Raw genomic sequence first — 21,251 nt, forward strand, 5'->3', positions numbered from 1 at the left:
CGGGGCCAGGCCGGCGCGGGCGGGGCCAGGCCGGCGCGGGCGGGGCCAGGCCGGCGCGGGCGACGGGCCCCATCCCCTAATGAGCGGTATACCTGTGAGTCATATTTATGACTCACAGGTATACCGCTCATCAGGGAACGGCCCTGGTCGCCGGTGACGCGTCAGCCGCAGGTCTGTGTAGCAGGGCGACGGCCGTCCAGTCGTGAATACGCCTCAGCGGTTTCGGCGACGGCCGGCGTGGTCCACCATCCCGGAATGCCACCCACTCGTCTCGCCGGCCTCCTCGGCACTGCCATCCGTGAGCAACGACAGTCGCGCGAGTTGAGCCAATGCGAGCTGGCCGAGTTGGCCGGAGTCAGCCAGGCAACGGTCGCCCGGATCGAAGGCGGCGGCCGAGGGCCCAGCATCCCCATGCTGGAGCGGTTGCTTGCCGCGATGGACGTGCAGTTGGTCATCGGGGTCGAGCCGCTGGACGCGCACCTCGACGCCCGGATCGACGACCTGGCCGGCCGGCCGATCGCCGAGCGAATCGACGAGCTTGGCCTGGATGAGCTGCTGGACCGGCTCACCGACTTTCCGCAGGCGATCACCGGGAGCACCGCGGCGCTGTTGCAGGGCGCGCCGGTGCCGGTCGACGCGCTGGAGATCGCCCTGCGCTGGCAGGACTCCAAACCGTTCACCCGCTGGCTGGAGACGAACTACGGGCAGCGGTGGAACGCCCGCTGGGGTGAGTTCGGCGGGGTGTGGTTGGAGCCCGAGGAACCGGGCGAACACCGGTGGTCGACCCGGTACGGGGAGATCAGAGCCACGATGTGCGACGAGCTGCCCGAGACGATCGAGGTGCGCCACGGCGGGCGGACTTACCAGGTGGTGCCGCTTGTCGAGCTGGAGCTGAGCGAGCCGCACGCCGCCGAACTGTTACGCCGCTACCGGAACCGGCAGTTGGCCAGCGACAGCTGAGCCACCTGCCGGCCCGAGTGCCGGCTCAGCCGGCGGTGCGCTCCCAGTCGATGGTGGGCAGGCCGGCGTCGGCGAGTGCCTTGTTGGCGGCGCTGAACGGGCGGCTACCAAGGAAGCCGCGCGGGTTCATCGGGCTGGGGTGACCGGCCTCCAGCACCACATGCTGGGGGTTGGTGACCAGCGCGGCCTTCTTGCGGGCGTAGCCACCCCAGAGCAGGAAGACCACCCGCTCCGGTGCCGCGTCCAGTGCCCGGATGGTCGCGTCGGTGAACTCTTCCCAGCCGGCGTTGGCGTGCGAGCCCGGGGTGGCCTGCCGGACGGTCAGCACGGCGTTGAGCAGCAGCACCCCCTGGGCGGCCCACCCGTCGAGGTTGCCGCTGCGCGGCTTGGGGACGCCCACGTCCTCGCCCAGCTCCTTGAAGACATTCCGCAACGACGGCGGCACCGTCACACCGTCGCGGACGCTGAAGCTCAACCCGTGTGCCTGCCCGGCCCGGTGGTAGGGATCCTGCCCGAGGATGAGCACCCGGGTGCCCTGGGGCGGGCAGAGCCGGTATGCCGAGAACAGATCCTCCAGCGGCGGGAAGACCGTCTGCGTCGCGTATTCCCGGGCGACGAACTCGCCCAGCGCGGCGGTGCGTGCCGGGTCGAGGTGCGGGGTGAGCACGGTGCGCCACTGCTCCGGCAGCAGAGCCAGCAGATCCAGGGCGGGAGCGTCGTCGGGCATCGGGAACCTCTCACAGCGCGGGTCGGTCCCCCGCACTCTAGGCACCGGGTACGACAGCCACCGACCTAGCCCAGGTCGGCGAGCCGCCGGGCCCAGTCGCCGCCGATCGGGTCCAGCTCGACGATGCGGGTGTCGTCGTCGCGGCGATCGATGCGAACCCGCAGGTGCGCGTCCACCAACTGCTCCACCAGGCCCTCGCCCCACTCCACCACGGTCACCGAGTCGTCCACCGACGCGTCGAGGTCCAGGTCGTCGATCTCGGCGCGCGGGTCGGTGGCGTCACCCAACCGGTACGCGTCGGCGTGCACCAGCGCCACCCGGCCGCCCCGGGCCGGATCGGGGCGGTGCACCCGGGCGATCACGAAGGTCGGCGAGGTGATGTCCCCGAGGACACCGAGCCCGGCGCCGATGCCCTGGGTGAGTGCGGTCTTGCCGGCGCCCAACGGGCCGGTCAACAGCACCAGGTCGCCGGCGCGCAGCAGCCCGGCCAGCCGCCGGCCGAAGTCCCGAGTGTCCTCGACGGTCGGCAGCTTGACGACGTGACTCACCGTTCCTCCACGCTCTGCAATGACTCCAGGAACCGCGCCAGGGCGGCGTTGACCTCGTCCGCGTGCTCCAACATCACCACGTGACCGCTGTCCTTGATCTTCACGAACTCGGCGTGTGGCAACCGGCGGACGATCTCCTCGGAGTGGGTCACCGGGGTGATCATGTCCTTGTCGCCGACCACCACCAGCACCGGAGTCGCCGCCAGCGCCGCCAGCGCCGGGAAGCGCGAGTGGGTGGCCAGGGTCCGCAGGTAGCGGGTCACCGTGTCAGCCGATGTCCGGGAGTTCATCGTCTCCACGTAGGACACCAGCGACGGGCTGGGCTTGCGGGTACCGAAGCCGTACTTGCGGGTCAGTAACCAGGCCACGTTCGACGTCGACTTGCGGGCCTTGTCGATCACCGGCCCGCCGTACCGGGTGGCGTTGCTGACCATGTAGAGCACCGGGCCACCGACCCGGCCGAGCAGCGCGGGCGCGACCAGCTTGGTCTCCGCGATGAGCCCGCCCGACGTGGCCATCAGAACGGTGCCCACCACCCGGTCACCGAACAGCTCCGGAAACAGCTCGGCGAACGCCATGATGGTCATACCGCCCATCGAGTGGCCGACAAGCACCAGCGGCCCGTCCGGGGCGGTCCGGTCGATCACCTGGCGCAGCGTCCGGCCGAGCACCGCGAGGTCGTACTCGCCGGTCTCCAGTCGGCCGGACCGGCCGTGACCGGGCTGGTCGTACGCCACGATCCGGTAGTCACCGCGGGCGGCGAGCATCTGGCGCTGAAAGTGGAACGTCCCCATGTCCAGGCAGAAGCCGTGCACCAGCACCACCGTCGGTCGCCCCGGCACCGGCCGGGTCGGCTCGACCACCTCGACGTGGATGTCGGTGCCGTCCGGCAGCTCCAGGCGGAACGCCTCGTCGTACCGCTGCTGGTCGAACGTCTCGTGCGCGTAGCGGTCGGCCGGGTCGGCCTTGAGCCGGCGGACCAGGGTCCGTTCGGTCGCGACGCCGGCCGCCAGACCCGCCGCGGCCACCCCCACCGCCGCGCCGACGATCCCGGCGACCCGGCCCGCGGCCGTCCGCGGACGCGGAATGCGGTAACTCATGGCTTCTCGCCGTCGTAGACCCGGGGCACCCGAGTGCCGCCGAACCGGGTGACGATCTCGTAGTTGATCGTGCCGACCGCCTCGGCCCAGTCGTCAGCTGTCGGTTCGCCGTCGACGCCGCTGCCGAAGAGCGTCGCCACGTCGCCGTCGGCCACCGGGTCGTCGCCGCAGTCGAGCACGAACTGGTCCATGCAGACCCGCCCGGAGATCGTCCGGCGTACGCCGCCGAGTTGCACCGGGCCGGTGTTGGACGCGTGCCGGGGAACCCCGTCGGCGTACCCGAGCGGCACCACGGCCAGGTTCGCGTCGGCTTCGGTGGTGTAGGCGTGCCCGTAGGAGATACCGGTGCCGGCCGGCACCCGCTTGGTGAGCATCACCCGGGCGCGGGCGGTCATCGCCGGCCGCAACCCGTACGTCTCGCCGGCCACCGGGGACAGCCCGTAGATGGCCAGGCCGGGGCGGACCAGGTCAAAGTGGGTGTCCGGGCGGGTGAGGGTGGCGGCCGAGTTGGCGAGGTGCCGCCAGCGCGGTCGCAGCCCGGCCCGCTCGACCATGGCCAGCCCTTCGTGGAAGACGGCCAGTTGGCGGTCGGTGGTGGGGTGGCCGGGCGAGTCCGCGTACACGAAGTGGCTCCACACGCCGACCACCTCGATCAGGCCGTCGGCCTGCGCCTTCGCAGCGGCGTCCAGCAGCGCGGGCCAGTCGGCGACTGTCGCACCGCCCCGGGACAGCCCCGTATCGATCTTGAGGTGCAGGCGGGCGGGACGCCCGGCGAGGCGACTCGCCTCGATCATCTCGTCCAGTTGCGCCAGGCTGGCCGCGCCCAGGTCCACCCCGGCGGTGACCCCCTCGTGCAGCGGCAACCCGGGGGCGAGCAGCCAGGCCAGCACCGGCACTGTCACCCCGGCCCGCCGCAGGGTGAGCGCCTCGTCGAGGGTGCAGACACCGAGCCAGTCAGCGCCGGCGTCGAGCGCCGCGCGGGCGGCTGGAAGCATGCCGTGGCCGTACCCGTCGGCCTTCACCACTGCCATCAACTCGGCGGTGGTGCCGGAGCGGAGCCTGCTCACGTTCTCGCGGATGGCGTCAAGATCGACGCGTACCTCGGCCTGCCACATGCACCCAGCCTACTTTCCGCCGTGATCACCGCGGGCGGCGACGCACGTCCCGACGCGGCGATCCGGTCACCGCACCCGGAACCGCAGCGTTCAGCCCAGCCGGGCCAGCACCGGGCGCAGCGCGGTCGCCACGTCGGGCGCGGTCACCGGCCCACCCCGGGCCGCCTCCCGCCCGGCGAGCCCGTGCAGGTACGCGGCCGAGGCGGCGGCCCGATCGGCGGGTACCCCGGCCGCCAGCAGCGAGCCGAGCAGCCCGGCCAACACGTCGCCGGTGCCGCCGGTGGCCAGCGCCGGGGTGCCGGTCGGGTTGACGTACGCCCGACCGTCCGGCGTGCCGATCACAGTGCGATCGCCCTTGAGCAGCACCACCGCGTTCATCCAGGCGGCCAGCCGCAGCGCGGCGCCGACCCGGTCGGCGCCCGGCTCCTCGCCGCAGAGACGGGTGAACTCGCGGTCGTGCGGGGTGACCACGATGGGCGCGTCGCGACCCCGCAGCCGGTCGGCGAGCGAGCCGTCCACGAGCAGGGTCAGGGCGTCGGCGTCGAGCACCACCGGCACCGGGGCGGCCAGTACGGCGCGCAGCTCGGCCGCCGCGTCGGCGCCGGTGCCCAGCCCGGAGCCGCAGACCCAGGCCTGCACCCGGCCCGCGTCGGCGACCCGCCCGCTGGCGATCACCGACGGGTGCTGGTGCAGCACCTCGGCGCGGGCGCTGCCGGCGTAACGGACCAGGCCGGTCGGCCCGGCCAGGGCGCCGCCCACGGAGAGCACCGCCGCACCGGGGTAGGTCGCCGAGCCGGTCGCCACCCCCACCACGCCCCGGGTGTACTTCTCCGACGCCGGGCCCAGCTGGGGCCACCAGTCGACCAGGTCGGACCACTCAGTGACCCGCAGCGCCGGGGTGCCGCGCAGCCACGGCCGCAGCCCGATGTCAACCAGCTCGACGTGCCCGGCCATCGCGGCGGCCGGCCCGACCACCAGGGCGGGCTTCAGCGCGCCGAAGGCCACCGTCACGTCGGCGCGAACCGCTGTGGACCGGCCGGACGCGGACAGCGGCACATTGCCGGTGTCGACCGCGACCCCGCTGGGCACGTCGACCGCCAGCACGGTGGCCCGTTCCCCGTCGCGTCCGCGCAGCTCGCCGAGGCGCTGGACCACCTCGTCCGCGTTCGCCCGCAGCCCGCCGGTGCCACCGATGCCGACGATGCCGTCGAGGACCAGGTCGACCGGGCCGGCCGGATTCGGCACCACCCGGCCGCCAGCGGCTCGCAGCGCGGCCAGACCGGCGGCGTGCGCCCGCCCGGGGGTGAGCAGCAGGGCGGACACCTGGACACCTCGGCGGGCCAACCGCTCCCCCGCGTACAGCGCGTCGCCGCCGTTGTCACCGGAGCCGACCAGCAGCAGCACCCGGCCTCCGTAGACTCCGCCCCGCTCGGCGAGCAGGAACGCAGCGCGGCGGGCCAGGCCGGCGGCGGCCCGCTGCATCAGCGTCCCCTCCGGCAGCGTGCCCATCAACCCCGCCTCGGCCGCCCGTACGTCGGCCACCCGCCACACCGCTCTCATGCCACCGTGTCCCATTCCGTTCGCGGGCGGACCTGACCGGCCCTCCCGGCCGACGTCATCGTTCCGCGACCACCATCGCCGACGCGATCCCGCCGTCGTGCGACAACGAGAGGTGCCAGTGGTTGACCCCGCGTGCGTCGGCCACCGCCGCGACCGTGCCCGAGACGGCCAGCCAGGGGCGGCCATCCGGGTCGGGCACGATCTCGCAGTCGTGCCAGTTGAGCCCGGCCGGGGCGCCGAGCGCCTTGGCCACCGCCTCCTTGGCGGCGAACCGGGCGGCGAGCGACTCGGGCGAGCGCGGGCTGCCGGAGCGGGTGTGCCGCTCGGCCTCGGTGAAGAGCCGGTCGGCGAGCAGCGGCGTCCGTGCCAGGGCCCGGGCGAACCGGTCGACCAGGACGACGTCGATGCCGACAGCGACGATCACCACACCACCCTACCGGCGGTCGAGGCCGCAGATTAGCCGTCGGGCTCGCGCTGGGCAACGCCTGTGGACACCCCGCGGTACGCCTCGACGTCGGCTGTCCACAGGGCACCGCGCGACCTCCGGTACGTGCCTAGCGTCAGCGCGTCGATGCCGATCGTCCACGGGGGTGTGGTCATGACCGACGAGCCGTTCGCCGTCCAGCCGGAGGAGTTGCGGGCGGTCGCCGTCCTGCTCGACGACGAGGCACGCCGGTTGGCGTTGGGCCTCGCGGGGTTGCCCGGGCTGGTGGTGGCGGCGCCCGAGTGGCGAGCCGGCGCGGCGCTGGCCGGGTTGGAGGCGGCGGGGCACGCCTGGTTCTGCCGGCTGGGTGCCCGGGTCGCGGCGACCTCCGGCGGGGTCCGGGCGGCGGCCGAGGCGTACGAGACGGTGGACGACCAGGCCGCCGGCCGGTTCGCCTCCCTACCCCGGTGAGCAGCGTCGGTTACCGACAGCTGTGGGCTGTCGATCCCGGCGGGTGGCGGGCCGCCGGGGCGGCGTGGGCGGGGTTGGCCGGGCCACTCGATCGGCACCTCGGCGAGCTTCGCACGGCCACCGGGCGGTTGCGGGGCGGTTGGTCGGGTGCGGCAGCCACGGCGGCGGGCACTCGACTCAGCGGTCTGCGTGACGAGCTGACCTCGATCGCACCCGCGCTGATCGAGGTCGACCAGGTGCTGGCCGAGTTGGCCGGTGGGCTGGCGGTGGCGAAGGCGCGGCTGTCCCAGGCGGTCGCCCAGGCCGAGGCGGCCGGCCTGCTGGTGGACCGCTCGGGTGGGGTGCGGGTCGATCCCGCCCGGTTTCGGCCCACCGAGCGGGCCGGGGTCGCCGCGGCCGGAGTGGCCGCGGCCCTGCGGGCCGCGCTCGACGGGGCAGCCGCCGCGGACCGGACCGCCGCCGACCGGTTGGATGACCTGGCCAGGGCCGCCGGCACCGGTTGGGCGTCCCCGCCCCCGCCGGGCCGACCGGCCCTCGGTGCCGCGCCCACGCTGGTCAGCGCCTGGTGGTCCGGGTTGACCCCGGCACAGCGACGGTGGCTGATCGCGCGCGAGCCGGCAGTGGTCGGCCGGTTGGACGGGCTGCCGGTGGCCGCCCGCGACCAGGCCAACCGGTTACGGCTCGACGCCTGGCGTACGGAACTGCTGGCCGAGCGGCAACGGCTGCTGTCCCGGGTGCCGTCCGGGCCGCTCGCGTTGATCCGGTTGCGCGGGGTGGCCGGACGGCTGGCCGGTCTGGACGCGCTGGTCGGGCGGCTGACGGCCGGCGAGGCGCCGCGGGCGTACCTGCTCGGGTTGGATTCGGCGGGTGAGGGCCGGGCGGTGGTGGCGCTCGGCGACCCGGACCACGCCGACCGGGTGCTGACCTACGTGCCGGGCATGACCGCCGGCCTGGACGACGCCTCCGGCGAGCTGGGCAGGGCGGCCCGGGTGCTGGAGCGGTGCGCCGCGCTCGCCCCGGATGAGCGCAGCGCGGCGGTGCTCTGGTTGGACTACGACGCTCCGGATCTGCTGACCGAGGCAGCCTCGGCGGGTCAGGCCCGGGACGCCGGCCCGGCGTTGCACCGCTTCCAGGAGGGGCTGCGCGTCAGCCACGACGGGCCGCCGGCCCGGCAGACGGTGCTCGGGCACAGCTACGGGTCGCTGGTGGTGGGGGTGGCCGCCCGGGAGCACGGCCTGGCCGCCGACGCGCTGGTCTTCGTCGGCTCCCCCGGTGTCGGCGCGTCGCACGCCACCGAGCTGGGCGTGCCACCCGGGGAGGTCTGGGCGAGCAGCGCCCCCGACGACGTGATCCGGGCGGCCCGGTCGCCGGAGGAGCTGGGCCGACGGGCCCTGCTGCGTACGGCTCCGCTGGCCGCCGTGCTGGGCTGGCCGGGCCAGACCGGGCACGAACTGTGGTTCGGGCACGACCCGTCGGATCCCGGGTTCGGCGGTCGGGTCTTCGGCAGTGGGCGAGGCGGGCACACCGGTTACTGGGACCCGGGCAATCCCGCGCTGGACGGGATGGCCCGGGTCGTGCTGGGCCGCTGAGGCTTACTCGACGGTGACCGACTTGGCCAGGTTGCGGGGCTGGTCCACGTCGTGCCCCCGGGCGGCGGCGATCTCGGCGGCGAGCACCTGCAACGGCACCGTGGTGACGAGCGGGGCCAGCAGGGTGGGCGTACGCGGCACGTAGATCAGGTGGTCGGCGTACCGGACGACCGCCTCGTCGCCCTCCTCCGCGATCACGATGGTCCGCGCGCCCCGCGCCCGGACCTCCTGGATGTTGGAGACGACCTTGTCGTGCAGCATGCCCCGACCCACCGGCGAGGGCACCACGCAGATCACCGGGGTGCCCTTGTCGATCAGGGCGATCGGGCCGTGCTTCAGCTCACCGGCGGCGAAGCCCTCGGCGTGCATGTACGCCAGCTCCTTGAGCTTCAGCGCGCCCTCCAGGGCCACCGGGTAGCCGACGTGTCGGCCGATGAACAGCACTGTCGGCTCGGACTTCAGGTCCCGGGCCAGCTCGCGGACGGGCTCGATCCGGTCGAGCAGTTCACGCAGCTTGCCGGGAATCTCCTGCAACTGCGCGACCACCGCGCCCACCTCGTCGGCGAACTTGATCCCGCGCACCTGGGCCAGGTGCAGGCCGATCAGGTAGCAGGCGACGACCTGGGTGAGGAACGCCTTGGTGGAGGCGACGGCGATCTCCGGCCCGCCGTGGGTGTAGAGCACGGCGTCGGACTCCCGGGGGATGGTCGAGCCGTTGGTGTTGCAGATCGCCAGCACCCGGGCCTTCTGCTCCTTGGCGTGGCGCAGCGCCATCAGGGTGTCCATCGTCTCGCCGGACTGCGAGATGACCACGATCAGCGTGGACCGGTCGAGCACCGGGTCGCGGTAGCGGAACTCGCTGGCCAGCTCCACCTCGCACGGGATCCGGGTCCAGTGCTCGATGGCGTACTTGGCGACCATGCCGGCGTGGTACGCCGTGCCGCAGGCCACGATGAAGATCTTGTCGACGTCGCGCAGATCCTGGTCGCTGAGGCGGACCTCGTCGAGGGCGATCTCACCGCTCTCGGTGAGCCGGCCCAGCAGCGTGTCGGCGATGGCCTGCGGCTGCTCCTCGATCTCCTTGAGCATGAACCAGTCGTAGCCGCCCTTCTCCGCGGCCGAGGAGTCCCAGTCGATGTGGAAGTCCTTGCCGGCGGCGGGCTGGCCCTCGAAGTCGGTGATCTCGATGCTGTCACCGGTGATCAGCACGATCTGGTCCTGGCCCAGCTCGACCGCTTCCCGGGTGTGCTCGATGAACGCGGCCACGTCGCTGGCCAGGTAGTTCTCCCCGTCGCCCCGGCCGACCACCAGCGGCGAGTTGCGCCGGGCGCCGACGACCGCACCGGGCACGGCGGCGTCCACCGCGAGCAGGGTGAACGCGCCCTCCAGTCGCTGGCAGACCACGCGCATGCCGGCGGCGAGCAGTTGCGGGCTGTCCGGCTGGCCGGCGGCGCGCAGGTCGGCCAGTGCGGCGGCGAGCAGGTGTGCGGCGCACTCGGTGTCGGTGTCGCTGGTGAACTGGACGCCGTCGGCCTCCAGCTCGGCGCGGAGCTTGGCGAAGTTCTCGATGATGCCGTTGTGGATCACCGCGACCCGCCCGTCGGGGGCGACGTGTGGGTGGGCGTTGCGGTCGGTCGGTCCGCCGTGGGTGGCCCACCGGGTGTGCCCGATGCCGGTGGTGCCGTCACCGATGCCGATCGGGCTGGCCGCGCAGGAGGTCGGGTCGTCGGCGGCCCGCTCGGACAGCACCTTTTCCAGGTTGGCCAGCTTGCCGGCCTTCTTCTCGGTCAGCAGCTGATCGGCGCAGACGATCGCGACGCCTGCCGAGTCGTAGCCACGGTATTCCAGCCGCCGCAGCCCGTCGAGGACGATGCCGAGTGCGGGGCGCGCGCCCGCGTATCCCACGATTCCACACATGGCCCGCAGCCTAACCCAGTTTCACTCATGTTGGTTGCTCGAAAGTCGGGTTATCAATCACGGAATCTGAGCGATCAGGGCCTGCGCGGCCACAACGGGACGAGCGTCACAGCTCGTTCGCGCCCGCTGTGGAGGGCGGGGTTGCGACGCGCCTTCGGGTGCGACAGTCTCTCGGCGGGTTTGGCGCTCCCGTCCACGGCCCGTTCGTCCCATACCCACTCCTGCCCGGAGCAGCCATGTCCGACGCGCCGTCGCCCGACCCGAACCCCTCATCCGCTCCGGACCCGACCTCCCCCACACCCCCGCCGGATCCGACGGCGCCGCCGTCCTCGGCTCCGTTTCCGGCCTCCGACCCGCTGGCTCCGGGCCAGCCGTGGGCGCCGCAGGCCCCCTGGTCACCGCCCCCGCCGGCCGCGCCGTGGGCGCCGTCTCCGCCCGCCACCCAGTGGACGCCACAACCGTCCCCGACGCCGTGGACGCCCGACCCGCAGACGCCCCCGCGGTCGCCCGACGCCTCCGGCCCGCCGTCGGCCGGATCGCCACCGCCAGCGGGGTGGCCGATGCCCTACCAGCAGCCGCCGGCCGCTGGCTGGCCGCCGCCCGGCTATCCGCCGCCCGGCACCGGCTGGCCGCCACCCGGCTATCCGCCGCCGTACGCCTACCCCGGGTACCCGCCAGTCCCCGGCAAGCCGGCCACGAGCAGCGGGCGGATCGTCGGGATCGTCGTCGCGGCCGTCGTGGTACTCGTCCTGCTCGTGTGTGGCTGCCTCTGCGTGGGTGGCCTGTGGCTCGACCCGACCAACTCGGACCCGATCGCTGAGGAGCCGTGGGTAGTCCCCGACGACGACGGCTGGACGGAGCCCACCACTGGGCCGATCATCCCGGAGCGACCCACCGCACCGCAGCCGCCCACCGCGTCTCCCACCCCCAGCAAGAAGCCGATCACCCGACCGACCTCAGGACCCGCACCCGTCACTGTGGTCTACGAGCTCAGCGGGTCGGGTGTCGTCGACCTCGCGTACTTCGACGCCGAGAGTGACCTCATCCACGTCGACGGTCAGAAGCTGCCCTGGCGGACCACCATCCGCACCAACGGCAAGACCAGGGTGATGGTGGAGGCCAGATGGGCCGACGATGAGGGCGAGAGACCACTCGACTGCACCGTCACGGTCACCGGAGCCGGCAAGCCGGTCGTCAACAAGACCCGGGGGTACTGGTCGACCAGTTGCGGGCCAGAGTGAGGCTGGGGTCCGAGCCGGGTATGGCCGTAGGCTGGCGCAGGTGACGACGAGCACCGATGTCGACCCGCTGGTGGCCCGGATGCGGCCGTTCGGCACGACGATCTTCGCCGAGATGTCCGCCCTCGCCGTACGCACCGGCGCGGTCAACCTCGGCCAGGGCTTTCCCGACACCGACGGCCCGCCGGAGATGCTGGCCGCCGCCGCCGAGGCGCTGCGCGGCGGGCAGAACCAGTACCCGCCGGGCCCGGGGATCCCCGCCCTGCGCGCGGCCGTCGCGGCGCATCAGCGGCGGTTCTACGACCTGGCGTACGACCCGGACAGCGAGATCGTGATCACGGCGGGCGCGACGGAGGCGGTCGCGGCGAGCATCCTCGCGCTCTGCGAGCCGGGTGACGAGGTGGTCTGCTTCGAGCCGTACTACGACTCGTACGCCGCCTCGATCGCGCTGGCTGGCGCGGTCCGCCGGCCGGTGACGCTGCGCCCCACGGCCGACGGCCGGTACGCCTTCGACCCGGCGGCGCTGCGTGCGGCGTTCGGCCCGCGCACCCGGCTGGTGCTGCTGAACTCGCCGCACAATCCGACCGGCAAGGTCTTCACCCCGGCCGAGTTGGCGCAGGTCGCCGAGTTGTGCCAGGAGTTCGGCGCGTACGCGGTCACCGACGAGGTGTACGAGCACCTGGTCTTCACCGACGCGGCGAGCCCGCACGTGCCGCTGGCCAGCCTGCCCGGGATGCGGGAGCGGACGCTGCGCATCTCGTCGGCCGGCAAGACGTTCTCCTGCACGGGGTGGAAGGTCGGCTGGGCGAGCGGCCCGGCGGCGCTGGTCTCGGCGGTGCTCCGGGTCAAGCAGTTCCTCACCTATGTCAACGCCGCGCCGCTGCAACCGGCGGTGGCCGTGGCGCTGGCCCTGCCGGATGACTACTACATCGGTTTCCGGGACGGTCTTCAGCAGCGGCGTGACCAGCTCGTGGGTGGTCTCACCGACGCCGGGTTCGAGGTGCTCGACTCCGAGGGGACGTACTTCGTCACCGCCGACATCACGGCCCTCGGCGGTCGCGACGGGGTCGAGTTCTGCCGCTCGCTGCCGGAGCGCTGTGGTGTGGTGGCGGTGCCCACCCAGGTTTTCTACGACGACACCGACGCGGGCAGGCGGCTGGTCCGGTTCGCCTTCTGCAAGCGCCCGGAGGTGCTGACCGAGGCGGTCACCCGGCTGCACGCTCTGGGCCGGAGTCGCTGACCCGCCCGGAGCCGGTCACCCCCGGACCGGTCGCTGACTGATCCGCCGTCGACGCCGCGAGTCGGGTGAGCAGTTGGCCCTCGTCACCGAGCAGCACCGCCTCGGCGTCGTCCACGAACGACAGGTCCGCTGTCACGTGCCGGCTGGCCGCGGTGAGCAGCAACCCGACCACCGGGTCCTCGGCCGCCCGCCGCAGGCCGTCCAGATTGCGCAGCTCGCGCAACAGGTGCCCCCGCTGGTTGCTCAATACCGCGCGGACCGTGGCCGCAGAGCCTGACCGGGCGGCGGCGGTGACCTTGAGGAAGAAGTCGTCCCGGAATCCGCCGCTGCGCGGGCTCGGCTCGGCCAGCCACCGCGCCAACTCCGCGCGGCCGGCCGGGGTGATCTCGTAGACCACCCGATCCGGCTTGATCGGCTGCGGCTGCCGTTCGGCGACCACCAGGTCGTCCCGGGAGAGCCGGTCGAGGATCTGGTAGAGGTGGCCGATGTTCAGCGGCCCCCACTGCGGGCCGACGGCGGCCTCAAACGCGCCCTTGAGCTGGTAGCCGTGGCTCGGGCCACCAGCGAGCAGGGCGAGGACAGCGTGCTGGATCGCCATGTCACCTCCGGTACGGGTCTTGCATTGTCACAATGTATCGCGCAGAGTGGGAGCCAGCACACGGGGAGGCGCGATGCTCGGCTTCATCTGGAGACAGCTGCGCGGCCGTGCGGGGCGGTCGGTGGCGCTGCTGGTCGGCGTGCTGGTGGCCACCACCGGCTTCGTGGTCCTGACCGGCGCCACCACCACCTCTCGTCTGGACGTCACCGGCACTGTCGAGCGCAACACCCAGGTCGCCTACGAGATCCTGGTCCGTCCGAAGGGGACGCGCACGCCACTGGAAGCCGAGCGCGGGCTGGTCCGCCCCAACTATCTCTCCGGGCTCTTCGGCGGCATCACCTCCCAGCAGTACGAGCAGGTGACCACAGTCCCCGGCGTCGAGGTGGCGGCCCCGATCGCGATGCTCGGCTATTCCACCACCCTGCTACCGACGCCGCTCGACCTCACCGACGCCGTCGACCGCTCGCTGGACCAGCAGGTCATTCGGGTCGATCCGACCTTCCACGCCGAACGCGGCCTCTCCAGCGCATCGGGCAAACCCCGGTACGTCTACGTGACCAAGAAGCCGTTGATCTACCCCCGGATCGACTGGGAAACCGACAGCGACGCCGTGCCGTACTCCGATGGGCGGTCCTACTCCTGGTCGGACACCTGCGGGCCGACCCCCCGCGAGGTACAGCCGGACGGGCGCAGCCTGCCCATCTGCGATCCGGGATACGCGCTGCTGGGCAACCCGGGCACCTACTCCGAGCGCGAGGACTGGTCCCTGCACGCCGTCCAACTGCTGCCCGACGGCCGGTTCCAAGCCGACTCCTACATCCTCGCGACCGACCGGGACGGGTCCGCCACACCCACCGACCGGCTGGTGATGGCGTACGACCTGACCGTGCCGTTCCTCCTGGCGGCGGTGGACCCGGCGGCCGAGGAACAACTCGTCGGACTCGACGATGCCGTAGTCACCGGTCGGGCCGTCCGCACTGACGACAAGGTCGCCGTCAACCCCCGGGGTTCAGCGGACAACCACGAGGTCCCGGTCCTCGTCACCAACCGACCCTTCATCGACGAGTCGCTGGCGGCCAGGTTCACCCGGCTCGCGATCAGCCCCGCAGGGGTGGAGGCGATCGACCTGGAGAAGACGTTGAGCCGCCCCGGGGGGACTCCCGCCGGGTCCGGTCGGTACGACCTCACCGCCGGGCACCAGGCGATGCTCACCGAGGAGCTTTCCCTGGCCGGATGCTGCCACGGCCAACTTCAGACGGTCGTGCAGTCGGCCGAGGTGCAGTACGACCAGCTACCCGACGGCAGCCTGCGGGCCCGCCAGCAACCGCCCGGCGACCCCGAGGTGTACGGCAAGATGGAGGCGTTCAACCCGCTGCCCCGACCCTGGCTCGCCGACGACACCGGGTCCCGATCGATCCGGGCGCTGCCGCTACCCATGGGCGCGAACACCGCCAATCGTTTCTGGCGGGCCGTCGGTGTCTTCGATCCGGGCCGGCTGGCCGGGTTCAGTGACCTCGGCCAACTGCCGCTGGAGACCTACCAGGCGCCGACGGCAGAGGGTGCCGACGACCGCAGCCGGGCAGCGCTGGGCGGTCAACCGCTGGCGCCCAGCGGCAACCCCGCCGGCTACCTCTCGGCGCCGCCGCTGCTCCTCACCAACCTCGGCAGCGTGCCGAAAATCCTGGAGGGTGGCGGCGGGCCACAGGCCAAGGCCCCGATCAGCGCGATCCGGGTACGGGTGGCCGACGTGGACGGCTACAGCGAGCGGTCGGCCGAGCGGGTCCGACTGGTCGCCGAGCAGATCGCGGCACGCACCGGGCTGGACGTCGACATCACCCTCGGCTCGTCGGGGGCGCCGCAGACCGTGGAGCTGCCCGCCGGCTCGTTCGGCCGGCCGATGCTGCGACTGACCGAGAACTGGTCGGCACTCGGCGTGGCCTCGATCATCACCCAGGCGGTGGACCGTAAGAGCCTGGTGCTCTTCGTGCTGGTGCTGGTGGTCTGCGTCCTCTTCCTCGGCAACGCGGTCAGCGCCGCCGTCCGGGACCGGCGCTCAGAACTGGCGGTGCTCTCCTGTCTCGGCTGGCCGGTCCGCCGCATCGCGGCGCTGATCCTGGGCGAGGTCGCAGTGCTCGGGCTCATCGCCGGTCTGCTCTCGCTGACCCTCGCGGTGCCGCTCGGGATCGCGCTCGGCATCGACGTCGACTGGCGGCGGTCCGCCCTGGCCGTACCCATCGCCCTGCTGCTCGCGGTGGCCGCGGGCCTGGTGCCGGCGCTGCGGGCCGCGCGCACCCACCCGGCCGCCGCCCTCCGCCCGATCGTCGCTCCCGCCGGCTGGGTACGCCGGCCACGCACCCTCTTCGGGTTGGCGCTGGTGAATCTGGCCCGCACCCCCGGGCGCACGTTCCTCGGCGCCGGCGCGCTGGCCATCGGAGTGGCCGCGCTGACGCTGGTCACCGCCGCCGCGTGGGCGTTCCGGGGCGCGATCGTCGGCAGTCTGCTCGGCGACGTGGTCTCGCTGAGCGTGCGCGGCGCGGACACCGTGGCCGCTGCGGCCACCGTGCTGCTCGGTGCCGCCGCGGTGGCGGACGTGCTCTACCTGAACATCCGCGACCGGGCCGCTGAGTTGGCCACCCTGCGGGCGATCGGCTGGACCGACGCCGAACTCGGCCGGCTGGTCGGCTACGAGGGGCTGACGCTGGGGCTCGCCGGTTCGACGACCGGCGCGGCGGTCGGCCTGGCCAGCGCGGGTTGGCTGATCGGCGCCCTACCCGGCGCGCTGCTCCTGGTGGCCGCGCTGGTCGCGCTGGCGGGCGCGCTGGTCAGCGCCGTCGCCGCGCTGGTGCCCGCCGCCCTGTTGCCGCGCCTACGACCCGCCCGACTTCTGGCAGAGGAGTAGCAGTCATGAGCGAGCAGAGCGGCAGCGCGATCTCGGTCGACCACCTGACACGGCGATTCGGCACCGGCGCGGACCAGCTGACCGCTGTCGACGACGTGTCCCTGACCGTCGCGGCCGGCTCGGTGGTGGCGTTGACCGGGCCGAGCGGGTCGGGCAAGTCCACGCTGCTGCATCTCATCGGCGCGATCGAGCAGTCCGACGAGGGCACCGTGACCGTCGACGACGTGGCGGTCAGCGACCTGCGTCGGGCCGCACTGGCCCGCTACCGGCAACGGGTCGGGTTCGTGTTCCAGCGCTACCACCTGCTGCCCGCACTCACCGTGCTGGACAACGTGATCGCGCCGGTCCTCCCCCGCCGGGGTCGGGCCGATCACGCGACCCGAGCCCGCGAGTTGCTCGACGCGGTCGGCCTGGCCGGGCGGGAGCGCGCCCTGCCCGCGCAGCTCTCCGGTGGCCAGCAGCAACGAGTCGCCATCGCCCGCGCCCTGATGGGGGCACCGGGCCTGCTGCTGGCCGACGAACCCACCGGCAACCTCGACTCCACCACCGGCGGGCAGATCCTCGACCTGCTGCTCGACCTCCGTGAACGGCACGGCATGACCATCCTGCTCGCCACCCACGAACAGGCCATCGCTGCCCGCTGCGACCGACTGGTCAGACTGACCGACGGACGTGTCACCGAGGACCTCGACCTCACCGACGGCGAGGACCCCGCCGACACGTACGAGCGGGCAGCCCGACTGCGGTTGTGACGCCGCCCCGAGGTGGTCTCAGGCGACCGGGCTCGCGGTGCGGACCAGCTCGGCGATCCGCTCGGCGACCTCACGGGCGGTCGCCTCGGTGGCCGCCTCGACCATCACCCGAACCAGCGGTTCGGTGCCCGACGGGCGCAGCAGCACCCGACCGGTCTCGCCCAGCTCCGCCTCGGCCCGTTCGACCTCGGCGCGTACGGCGGGTGCGGCAGCGCCGATGGTCCGGTCGCCGACCGGCACGTTGATCAGCACCTGGGGCAGCTTCGTGACCACCGAGGCCAACTCGGCGAGGGATTGGCCGGTGGCCGCCATCCGAGCCATCAGGTGCAGGCCGGTGAGCACACCGTCGCCGGTGGTGGCGTGCGCGGGCATCACGATGTGGCCGCTCTGCTCACCGCCGAGCGCCAGCCCGGACGCGCGCAGCTCCTCCAGCACGTACCGGTCGCCGACCTTCGTCTCGATCAGGCGGATGCCCTGCGCGGACATGGCCAGGCGGAGGCCGAGGTTGCTCATCACGGTGGCGACCAGGGTGTCCTGGGTGAGCGTGCCGGCGTCCCGCATGGCGAGCGCGAGGATCGCCATGACCTGGTCGCCGTCCACCTCGTCGCCGTCGGCGGTGACCGCCAGGCAGCGGTCGGCGTCGCCGTCGTGGGCGATGCCCAGGTGGGCGCCGTGCTCGACCACTGCGGCGCGCAGCGCCTCGATGTGGTTGGAACCACAGTCGTCGTTGATGTTCAGCCCGTCGGGCTCCGCGTGGATGGCGATGACCTCCGCGCCGGCCTCCCGGTAGGCGACGGGGGCGACCTCGGCGGCGGCGCCGTTGGCGCAGTCGACCACGACCTTGATCCCGTCGAGCCGATGCGGAACGGTGCCCACCAGGTGCTGGACGTAGTGGTCGGCACCGTCGAGCAGGTCGTGCACCCGACCGACGCCGGCACCGATCGGCCGGTCCCAGGCGGTGGTGGCGTTCGTCTCGACGGCCGCCTCGATCTGCATCTCGATCTCGTCGGGCAACTTGTGGCCGCCGGCGGCGAAGAGCTTGATGCCGTTGTCCGGCATCGGGTTGTGCGATGCGGAAAGCATCACACCCAGGTCGGCCTTGGCCTCTGCGGTGAGGAACGCCACCGCCGGGGTGGGCAGCACGCCGACCCGCACCACGTTGGCGCCGGCACTGGTCAGCCCGGCGACCACTGCGGCCTCCAGCATCTCGCCGCTGGCGCGGGTGTCGCGGCCGACGACGGCGAGCGGCGGATGACTGCGGTCCGTCTCGGCGAGTGTGTGTGCGGCGGCCACCGCGAGTGCCAGCGCCAATTCCGGGGTGAGATCCGCGTTCGCCCGCCCGCGTACGCCGTCCGTGCCGAACAACCGACCCATACCCGCCAACCTCCGAGAGAGCACTGCCAGTGAGGAGAAAGCGGAACGGCCGACCCGCCTCCCCCGAGGAGGGGTAGGCGGACCGGCCGTCCGTCAGAAGTACAACGCGCTGGAAAAGATCAGCGCTTCGAGTACTGGGGAGCCTTACGGGCCTTCTTGAGGCCGTACTTCTTGCTCTCCTTGACCCGGGCGTCACGGGTGAGGAAGCCGGCCTTCTTCAGGGCCGGGCGGTCGTCCGGCTCGTTGATGATCAGCGCACGGGCGATGCCCAGCCGGAGCGCACCGGCCTGGCCGGTGGTGCCGCCGCCACGCAGGTTGGCGATGACGTCGAACTGCTCGGGCTTCTCGGCGGTGACCAGCGGGTCCTTGATGAGCTGCTGGTGCACCTTGCTCGGGAAGTACGCCTCGAGGTCCTGGCCGTTGCAGGTGATCTTGCCGGTGCCCGGGACGAGGCGAACCCGGACGATGGCCTCCTTGCGGCGGCCCACAGTCTGGATCGGCCGGTCACCACGAGGCGCGCGGGCAACGGGCGCCGGCGCCTCGGCGGCCTCGGGGGCCTCCGGGGCTTCCGGGGCGACCTCGGTCTCGATGATGTCGGTCATGCTGCTTCCTTCGCCCGCGCTCACTGCGCGATCTGCTTGATCTCGAACGGCACCGGCTGCTGCGCGAGGTGCGGGTGCTCGGCACCGGCGTAGACCTTCAGCTTCTTGATCAGCTGACGGCCGAGCTTGTTGTGCGGGAGCATCCCCTTCACGGCCAGCTCGATGGCCCGCTCGGGACGCTTGGTCAGCAGCTCGTCGTAGCCGATCTGCTTCAGACCACCCGGGTAACCGGAGTGGCGGTAAGCGACCTTGGTCTGGCGCTTGTTGCCGGTCAACGCAACCTTGCCCGCGTTCACGATGACGACAAAGTCGCCCGTGTCGACGTGCGGCGCGAAAGTCGGCTTGTGCTTACCACGCAGCAACGTGGCGGCGTGGGTGGCCAGGCGGCCCAGCACGACATCAGAGGCGTCGATGACGTGCCACTGACGCTCGATCTCACCCGGCTTCGGGCTGTACGTACGCACAGGTCTACCTTGTCTCGTCGTCGGTCTGGGGTCGCGCGCCGAGGTGACCAGATCTAGCAGGCCGGACCAGCGCGCACGAACGACCAAGCGTACCTGATGGGGCACGCCTCTGGATGTCGTACAACAGCAGGCAACGATACCCGGCGCCCCGTCCGCAGGTCAAAACGGGGGTGCGGTCCCGCGCGGCGACGCGCCGAGGGTGGCTCAGCTCACACGTTGGCGAGTCGACCGGCCCTCGGACGGCGGTACATCACCCAGGTGACCGCGAAGCACAACGCGTACCAGCCGATGAAGGCCAGGTAGGCGGCGTCGGCGTTGCCCGAGCTGAGGAACGACTGGCGGAACGCGATGTTGACCAGCACCCCGCCGAAGGCGCCGATCGCGCCCGCGATGCCGATCAACGCGCCGGTCATCCGCCGCGCCCACCGCGCGGCGGCCTCCGGATCACGCTGACCGGTGGCCACCGCGTCCGCCGACCGGGCCCGGAAGATCGCCGGGATCATCTTGTAGGTGGATCCGTTGCCGACGCCGGAGAAGACGAAGAGGGCGAGAAACCCGGCGAGGTAGAGCCCGAACGAACGCTCCCGCGCCGCGTACAGCACGGTGCTCGCGCCGGCCGCCATCGCCACGAAGTTCCAGAAGGTCACCCGCGCCCCGCCCAACCGGTCGGCGAGGTGCCCGCCCAGCGGTCGGATCAGCGAGCCGACCAGCGGGCCCAGGAAGGTCAGCCAGGCGGCGTCGACCGGGGTGGGGAACCGCTCGGCGAACTGGAGCTGGAGCACCTGACCGAAGGCGAAACCGAAGCCGATGAACGAGCCGAAGGTGCCGATGTAGAGCAGCGACATCACCCAGGTGTGCGGATCGCGGGCCGCCTCCCGCAACGCGCCCGGCTCGTTGCGCGCCCCGGGCACGGTGTCCAACCAGCGGGCCGCCGCCAGCGCGGCCAGCACGATCAGCGGCAGGTAGACCGCCGGCACCAACCGGGGGTACGCGGCGCCCGCGGTGGCGAGGACCGCCAGGCCGACCAGCTGCACGGCGGGTACTCCCAGGTTGCCGCCACCGGCGTTGAGCCCGAGCGCCCGTCCCTTGAGCCGCTGTGGGTAGAACAGGTTGATGTTCGCCATCGAGGAGGCGAAGTTGCCGCCGCCGACCCCGGTGAGGCAGGCGAGCACCATCAGGGTGGTGTAGGACACCCCGGGCTCCAGCAGCACCGTCATCGGAACCGCGGGCACCAGCAACAGCAGTGCGCTGATGATCGTCCAGCGTCGTCCGCCGAAGCGGGCCACCGCCAGCGTGTACGGCAGCCGCAGCACCGCGCCCAGGGCGGCCGGCACGGCGGTGAGCAGGAACTTCCCGGCCGGATCGATGCCGTACGCGGGGCCGAGGAAGAGCACGGTGACCGACCAGAGACTCCATACCGAGAAGCCGACGTGCTCCGCGAAGATCGAGACCCAGAGGTTGCGTCGGGCGATCGGCGCGCCGGTGGCCTCCCAGAAGTCCGGGTCCTCGGGGCGCCAGTCGTGCAGCTGTCGCCGGCGACCGGTGACGGCAGGCGGCTCGGCAGTGACTACGGTGCTGGTGAGCGTGCTCACGGCGGCTCCTCCTCGTCGATGTGACGAGGGGAAACGCTAGGAACACCCGGTTACCTGGCAGTGCCCGTCGCGGGTCGGGCC

General features: G+C 72.6%; 19 protein-coding genes. 7 read left to right on the plus strand and 12 right to left on the minus strand.

All coding sequences use genetic code 11. The annotated features are described in order from the left end of the window. The first annotated feature begins 255 nt into the window (after positions 1 to 255). Positions 256 to 960, plus strand: a complete 705-nt coding sequence (locus GUI43_RS15380) for a helix-turn-helix domain-containing protein (RefSeq protein ID WP_249037761.1) — start codon at positions 256 to 258, stop codon at positions 958 to 960. Between the two features lie 25 nt (positions 961 to 985). Here the strand turns inward: GUI43_RS15380 and ung are convergent, their stop codons facing one another. The 6 genes from ung to GUI43_RS15410 form a co-directional block, all read right to left on the minus strand. Continuing rightward, a complete protein-coding gene (ung, locus tag GUI43_RS15385) occupies positions 986 to 1,687 on the minus strand; it encodes a uracil-DNA glycosylase (protein ID WP_112584899.1) in 702 nt (233 codons plus the stop codon). A gap of 65 nt (positions 1,688 to 1,752) precedes the next feature. Further along, the gene (gene tsaE, locus GUI43_RS15390; RefSeq protein WP_112584898.1) at positions 1,753 to 2,235 is read right to left on the minus strand and encodes a tRNA (adenosine(37)-N6)-threonylcarbamoyltransferase complex ATPase subunit type 1 TsaE; all 483 of its coding nucleotides are present in this window, start codon (positions 2,233 to 2,235) and stop codon (positions 1,753 to 1,755) included. Next, the gene (locus GUI43_RS15395; RefSeq protein WP_112584896.1) at positions 2,232 to 3,335 is read right to left on the minus strand and encodes an alpha/beta fold hydrolase; all 1,104 of its coding nucleotides are present in this window, start codon (positions 3,333 to 3,335) and stop codon (positions 2,232 to 2,234) included. The genes tsaE and GUI43_RS15395 overlap by 4 nt, the downstream gene beginning before the upstream one ends. Next, entirely contained in the window at positions 3,332 to 4,450 is a 1,119-nt protein-coding gene (alr, locus tag GUI43_RS15400) for an alanine racemase (protein ID WP_112601040.1), read from the minus strand. Before alr ends, GUI43_RS15395 begins: the two co-directional genes overlap by 4 nt. A gap of 90 nt (positions 4,451 to 4,540) precedes the next feature. Then, positions 4,541 to 6,010, minus strand: coding sequence for an NAD(P)H-hydrate dehydratase (locus GUI43_RS15405; RefSeq protein WP_112699112.1), 1,470 nt, complete (start codon positions 6,008 to 6,010; stop codon positions 4,541 to 4,543). A 55-nt stretch (positions 6,011 to 6,065) separates the two neighbouring features. After that, a complete protein-coding gene (locus tag GUI43_RS15410; RefSeq protein WP_091403516.1) occupies positions 6,066 to 6,434 on the minus strand; it encodes a holo-ACP synthase in 369 nt (122 codons plus the stop codon). Between the two features lie 174 nt (positions 6,435 to 6,608). On the opposite strand from GUI43_RS15410, the gene GUI43_RS15415 reads away from it, so the two are divergent. Both GUI43_RS15415 and GUI43_RS15420 read left to right on the plus strand, forming a co-directional pair. After that, the gene (locus tag GUI43_RS15415) at positions 6,609 to 6,905 is read left to right on the plus strand and encodes a hypothetical protein (RefSeq protein ID WP_112699113.1); all 297 of its coding nucleotides are present in this window, start codon (positions 6,609 to 6,611) and stop codon (positions 6,903 to 6,905) included. Further along, on the plus strand, positions 6,902 to 8,494 hold the full coding sequence (locus GUI43_RS15420) for an alpha/beta hydrolase (protein WP_112699114.1): 1,593 nt from the start codon (positions 6,902 to 6,904) through the stop codon (positions 8,492 to 8,494). The genes GUI43_RS15415 and GUI43_RS15420 overlap by 4 nt, the downstream gene beginning before the upstream one ends. A 3-nt stretch (positions 8,495 to 8,497) precedes the next feature. On the opposite strand, the gene glmS is transcribed toward GUI43_RS15420, so the two are convergent. Continuing rightward, positions 8,498 to 10,411: a glutamine--fructose-6-phosphate transaminase (isomerizing) gene (glmS, locus tag GUI43_RS15425; RefSeq protein ID WP_091402308.1), complete on the minus strand. Its 1,914-nt coding sequence runs from the start codon at positions 10,409 to 10,411 to the stop codon at positions 8,498 to 8,500. Positions 10,412 to 10,971: 560 nt separating this feature from the next. Here glmS and GUI43_RS15430 point away from each other — a divergent pair. Together GUI43_RS15430 and GUI43_RS15435 are read left to right on the plus strand one after the other, a co-directional pair. Further along, entirely contained in the window at positions 10,972 to 11,652 is a 681-nt protein-coding gene (locus GUI43_RS15430) for an MmpS family transport accessory protein (protein WP_112584888.1), read from the plus strand. A 79-nt stretch (positions 11,653 to 11,731) separates the two neighbouring features. Next, a complete protein-coding gene (locus tag GUI43_RS15435; protein ID WP_249037764.1) occupies positions 11,732 to 12,889 on the plus strand; it encodes a pyridoxal phosphate-dependent aminotransferase in 1,158 nt (385 codons plus the stop codon). Here the strand turns inward: GUI43_RS15435 and GUI43_RS15440 are convergent. Beyond that, a complete protein-coding gene (locus GUI43_RS15440; RefSeq protein WP_112699115.1) occupies positions 12,855 to 13,487 on the minus strand; it encodes a PadR family transcriptional regulator in 633 nt (210 codons plus the stop codon). The genes GUI43_RS15435 and GUI43_RS15440 overlap by 35 nt on opposite strands. 73 nt (positions 13,488 to 13,560) lie before the next feature. On the opposite strand from GUI43_RS15440, the gene GUI43_RS15445 reads away from it, so the two are divergent. After that, the gene (locus tag GUI43_RS15445; protein ID WP_170158735.1) at positions 13,561 to 16,386 is read left to right on the plus strand and encodes an FtsX-like permease family protein; all 2,826 of its coding nucleotides are present in this window, start codon (positions 13,561 to 13,563) and stop codon (positions 16,384 to 16,386) included. 5 nt (positions 16,387 to 16,391) lie between these two features. Continuing rightward, entirely contained in the window at positions 16,392 to 17,138 is a 747-nt protein-coding gene (locus GUI43_RS15450) for an ABC transporter ATP-binding protein (protein ID WP_112699117.1), read from the plus strand. A gap of 18 nt (positions 17,139 to 17,156) precedes the next feature. Here GUI43_RS15450 and glmM read toward each other — a convergent pair whose 3' ends face one another. The 4 genes from glmM to GUI43_RS15470 all read right to left on the minus strand — a co-directional run bounded on the left by glmM (position 17,157) and on the right by GUI43_RS15470 (position 21,170). Next, positions 17,157 to 18,512 (minus strand): phosphoglucosamine mutase, encoded by a 1,356-nt coding sequence (gene glmM, locus GUI43_RS15455; protein ID WP_112584878.1) that lies wholly within the window; start codon positions 18,510 to 18,512, stop codon positions 17,157 to 17,159. A gap of 119 nt (positions 18,513 to 18,631) precedes the next feature. Then, positions 18,632 to 19,114, minus strand: a complete 483-nt coding sequence (gene rpsI, locus GUI43_RS15460) for a 30S ribosomal protein S9 (RefSeq protein ID WP_112699118.1) — start codon at positions 19,112 to 19,114, stop codon at positions 18,632 to 18,634. 20 nt (positions 19,115 to 19,134) lie between these two features. Continuing rightward, entirely contained in the window at positions 19,135 to 19,578 is a 444-nt protein-coding gene (rplM, locus tag GUI43_RS15465) for a 50S ribosomal protein L13 (RefSeq protein WP_053653864.1), read from the minus strand. Positions 19,579 to 19,787: 209 nt separating this feature from the next. Further along, positions 19,788 to 21,170: a nitrate/nitrite transporter gene (locus tag GUI43_RS15470; RefSeq protein ID WP_112699119.1), complete on the minus strand. Its 1,383-nt coding sequence runs from the start codon at positions 21,168 to 21,170 to the stop codon at positions 19,788 to 19,790. Positions 21,171 to 21,251: the final 81 nt, after the last annotated feature.

Origin of the sequence: Micromonospora noduli (assembly GCF_003264365.1) — a bacterium.
GTDB classification, from domain to species: domain Bacteria; phylum Actinomycetota; class Actinomycetes; order Mycobacteriales; family Micromonosporaceae; genus Micromonospora; species Micromonospora noduli.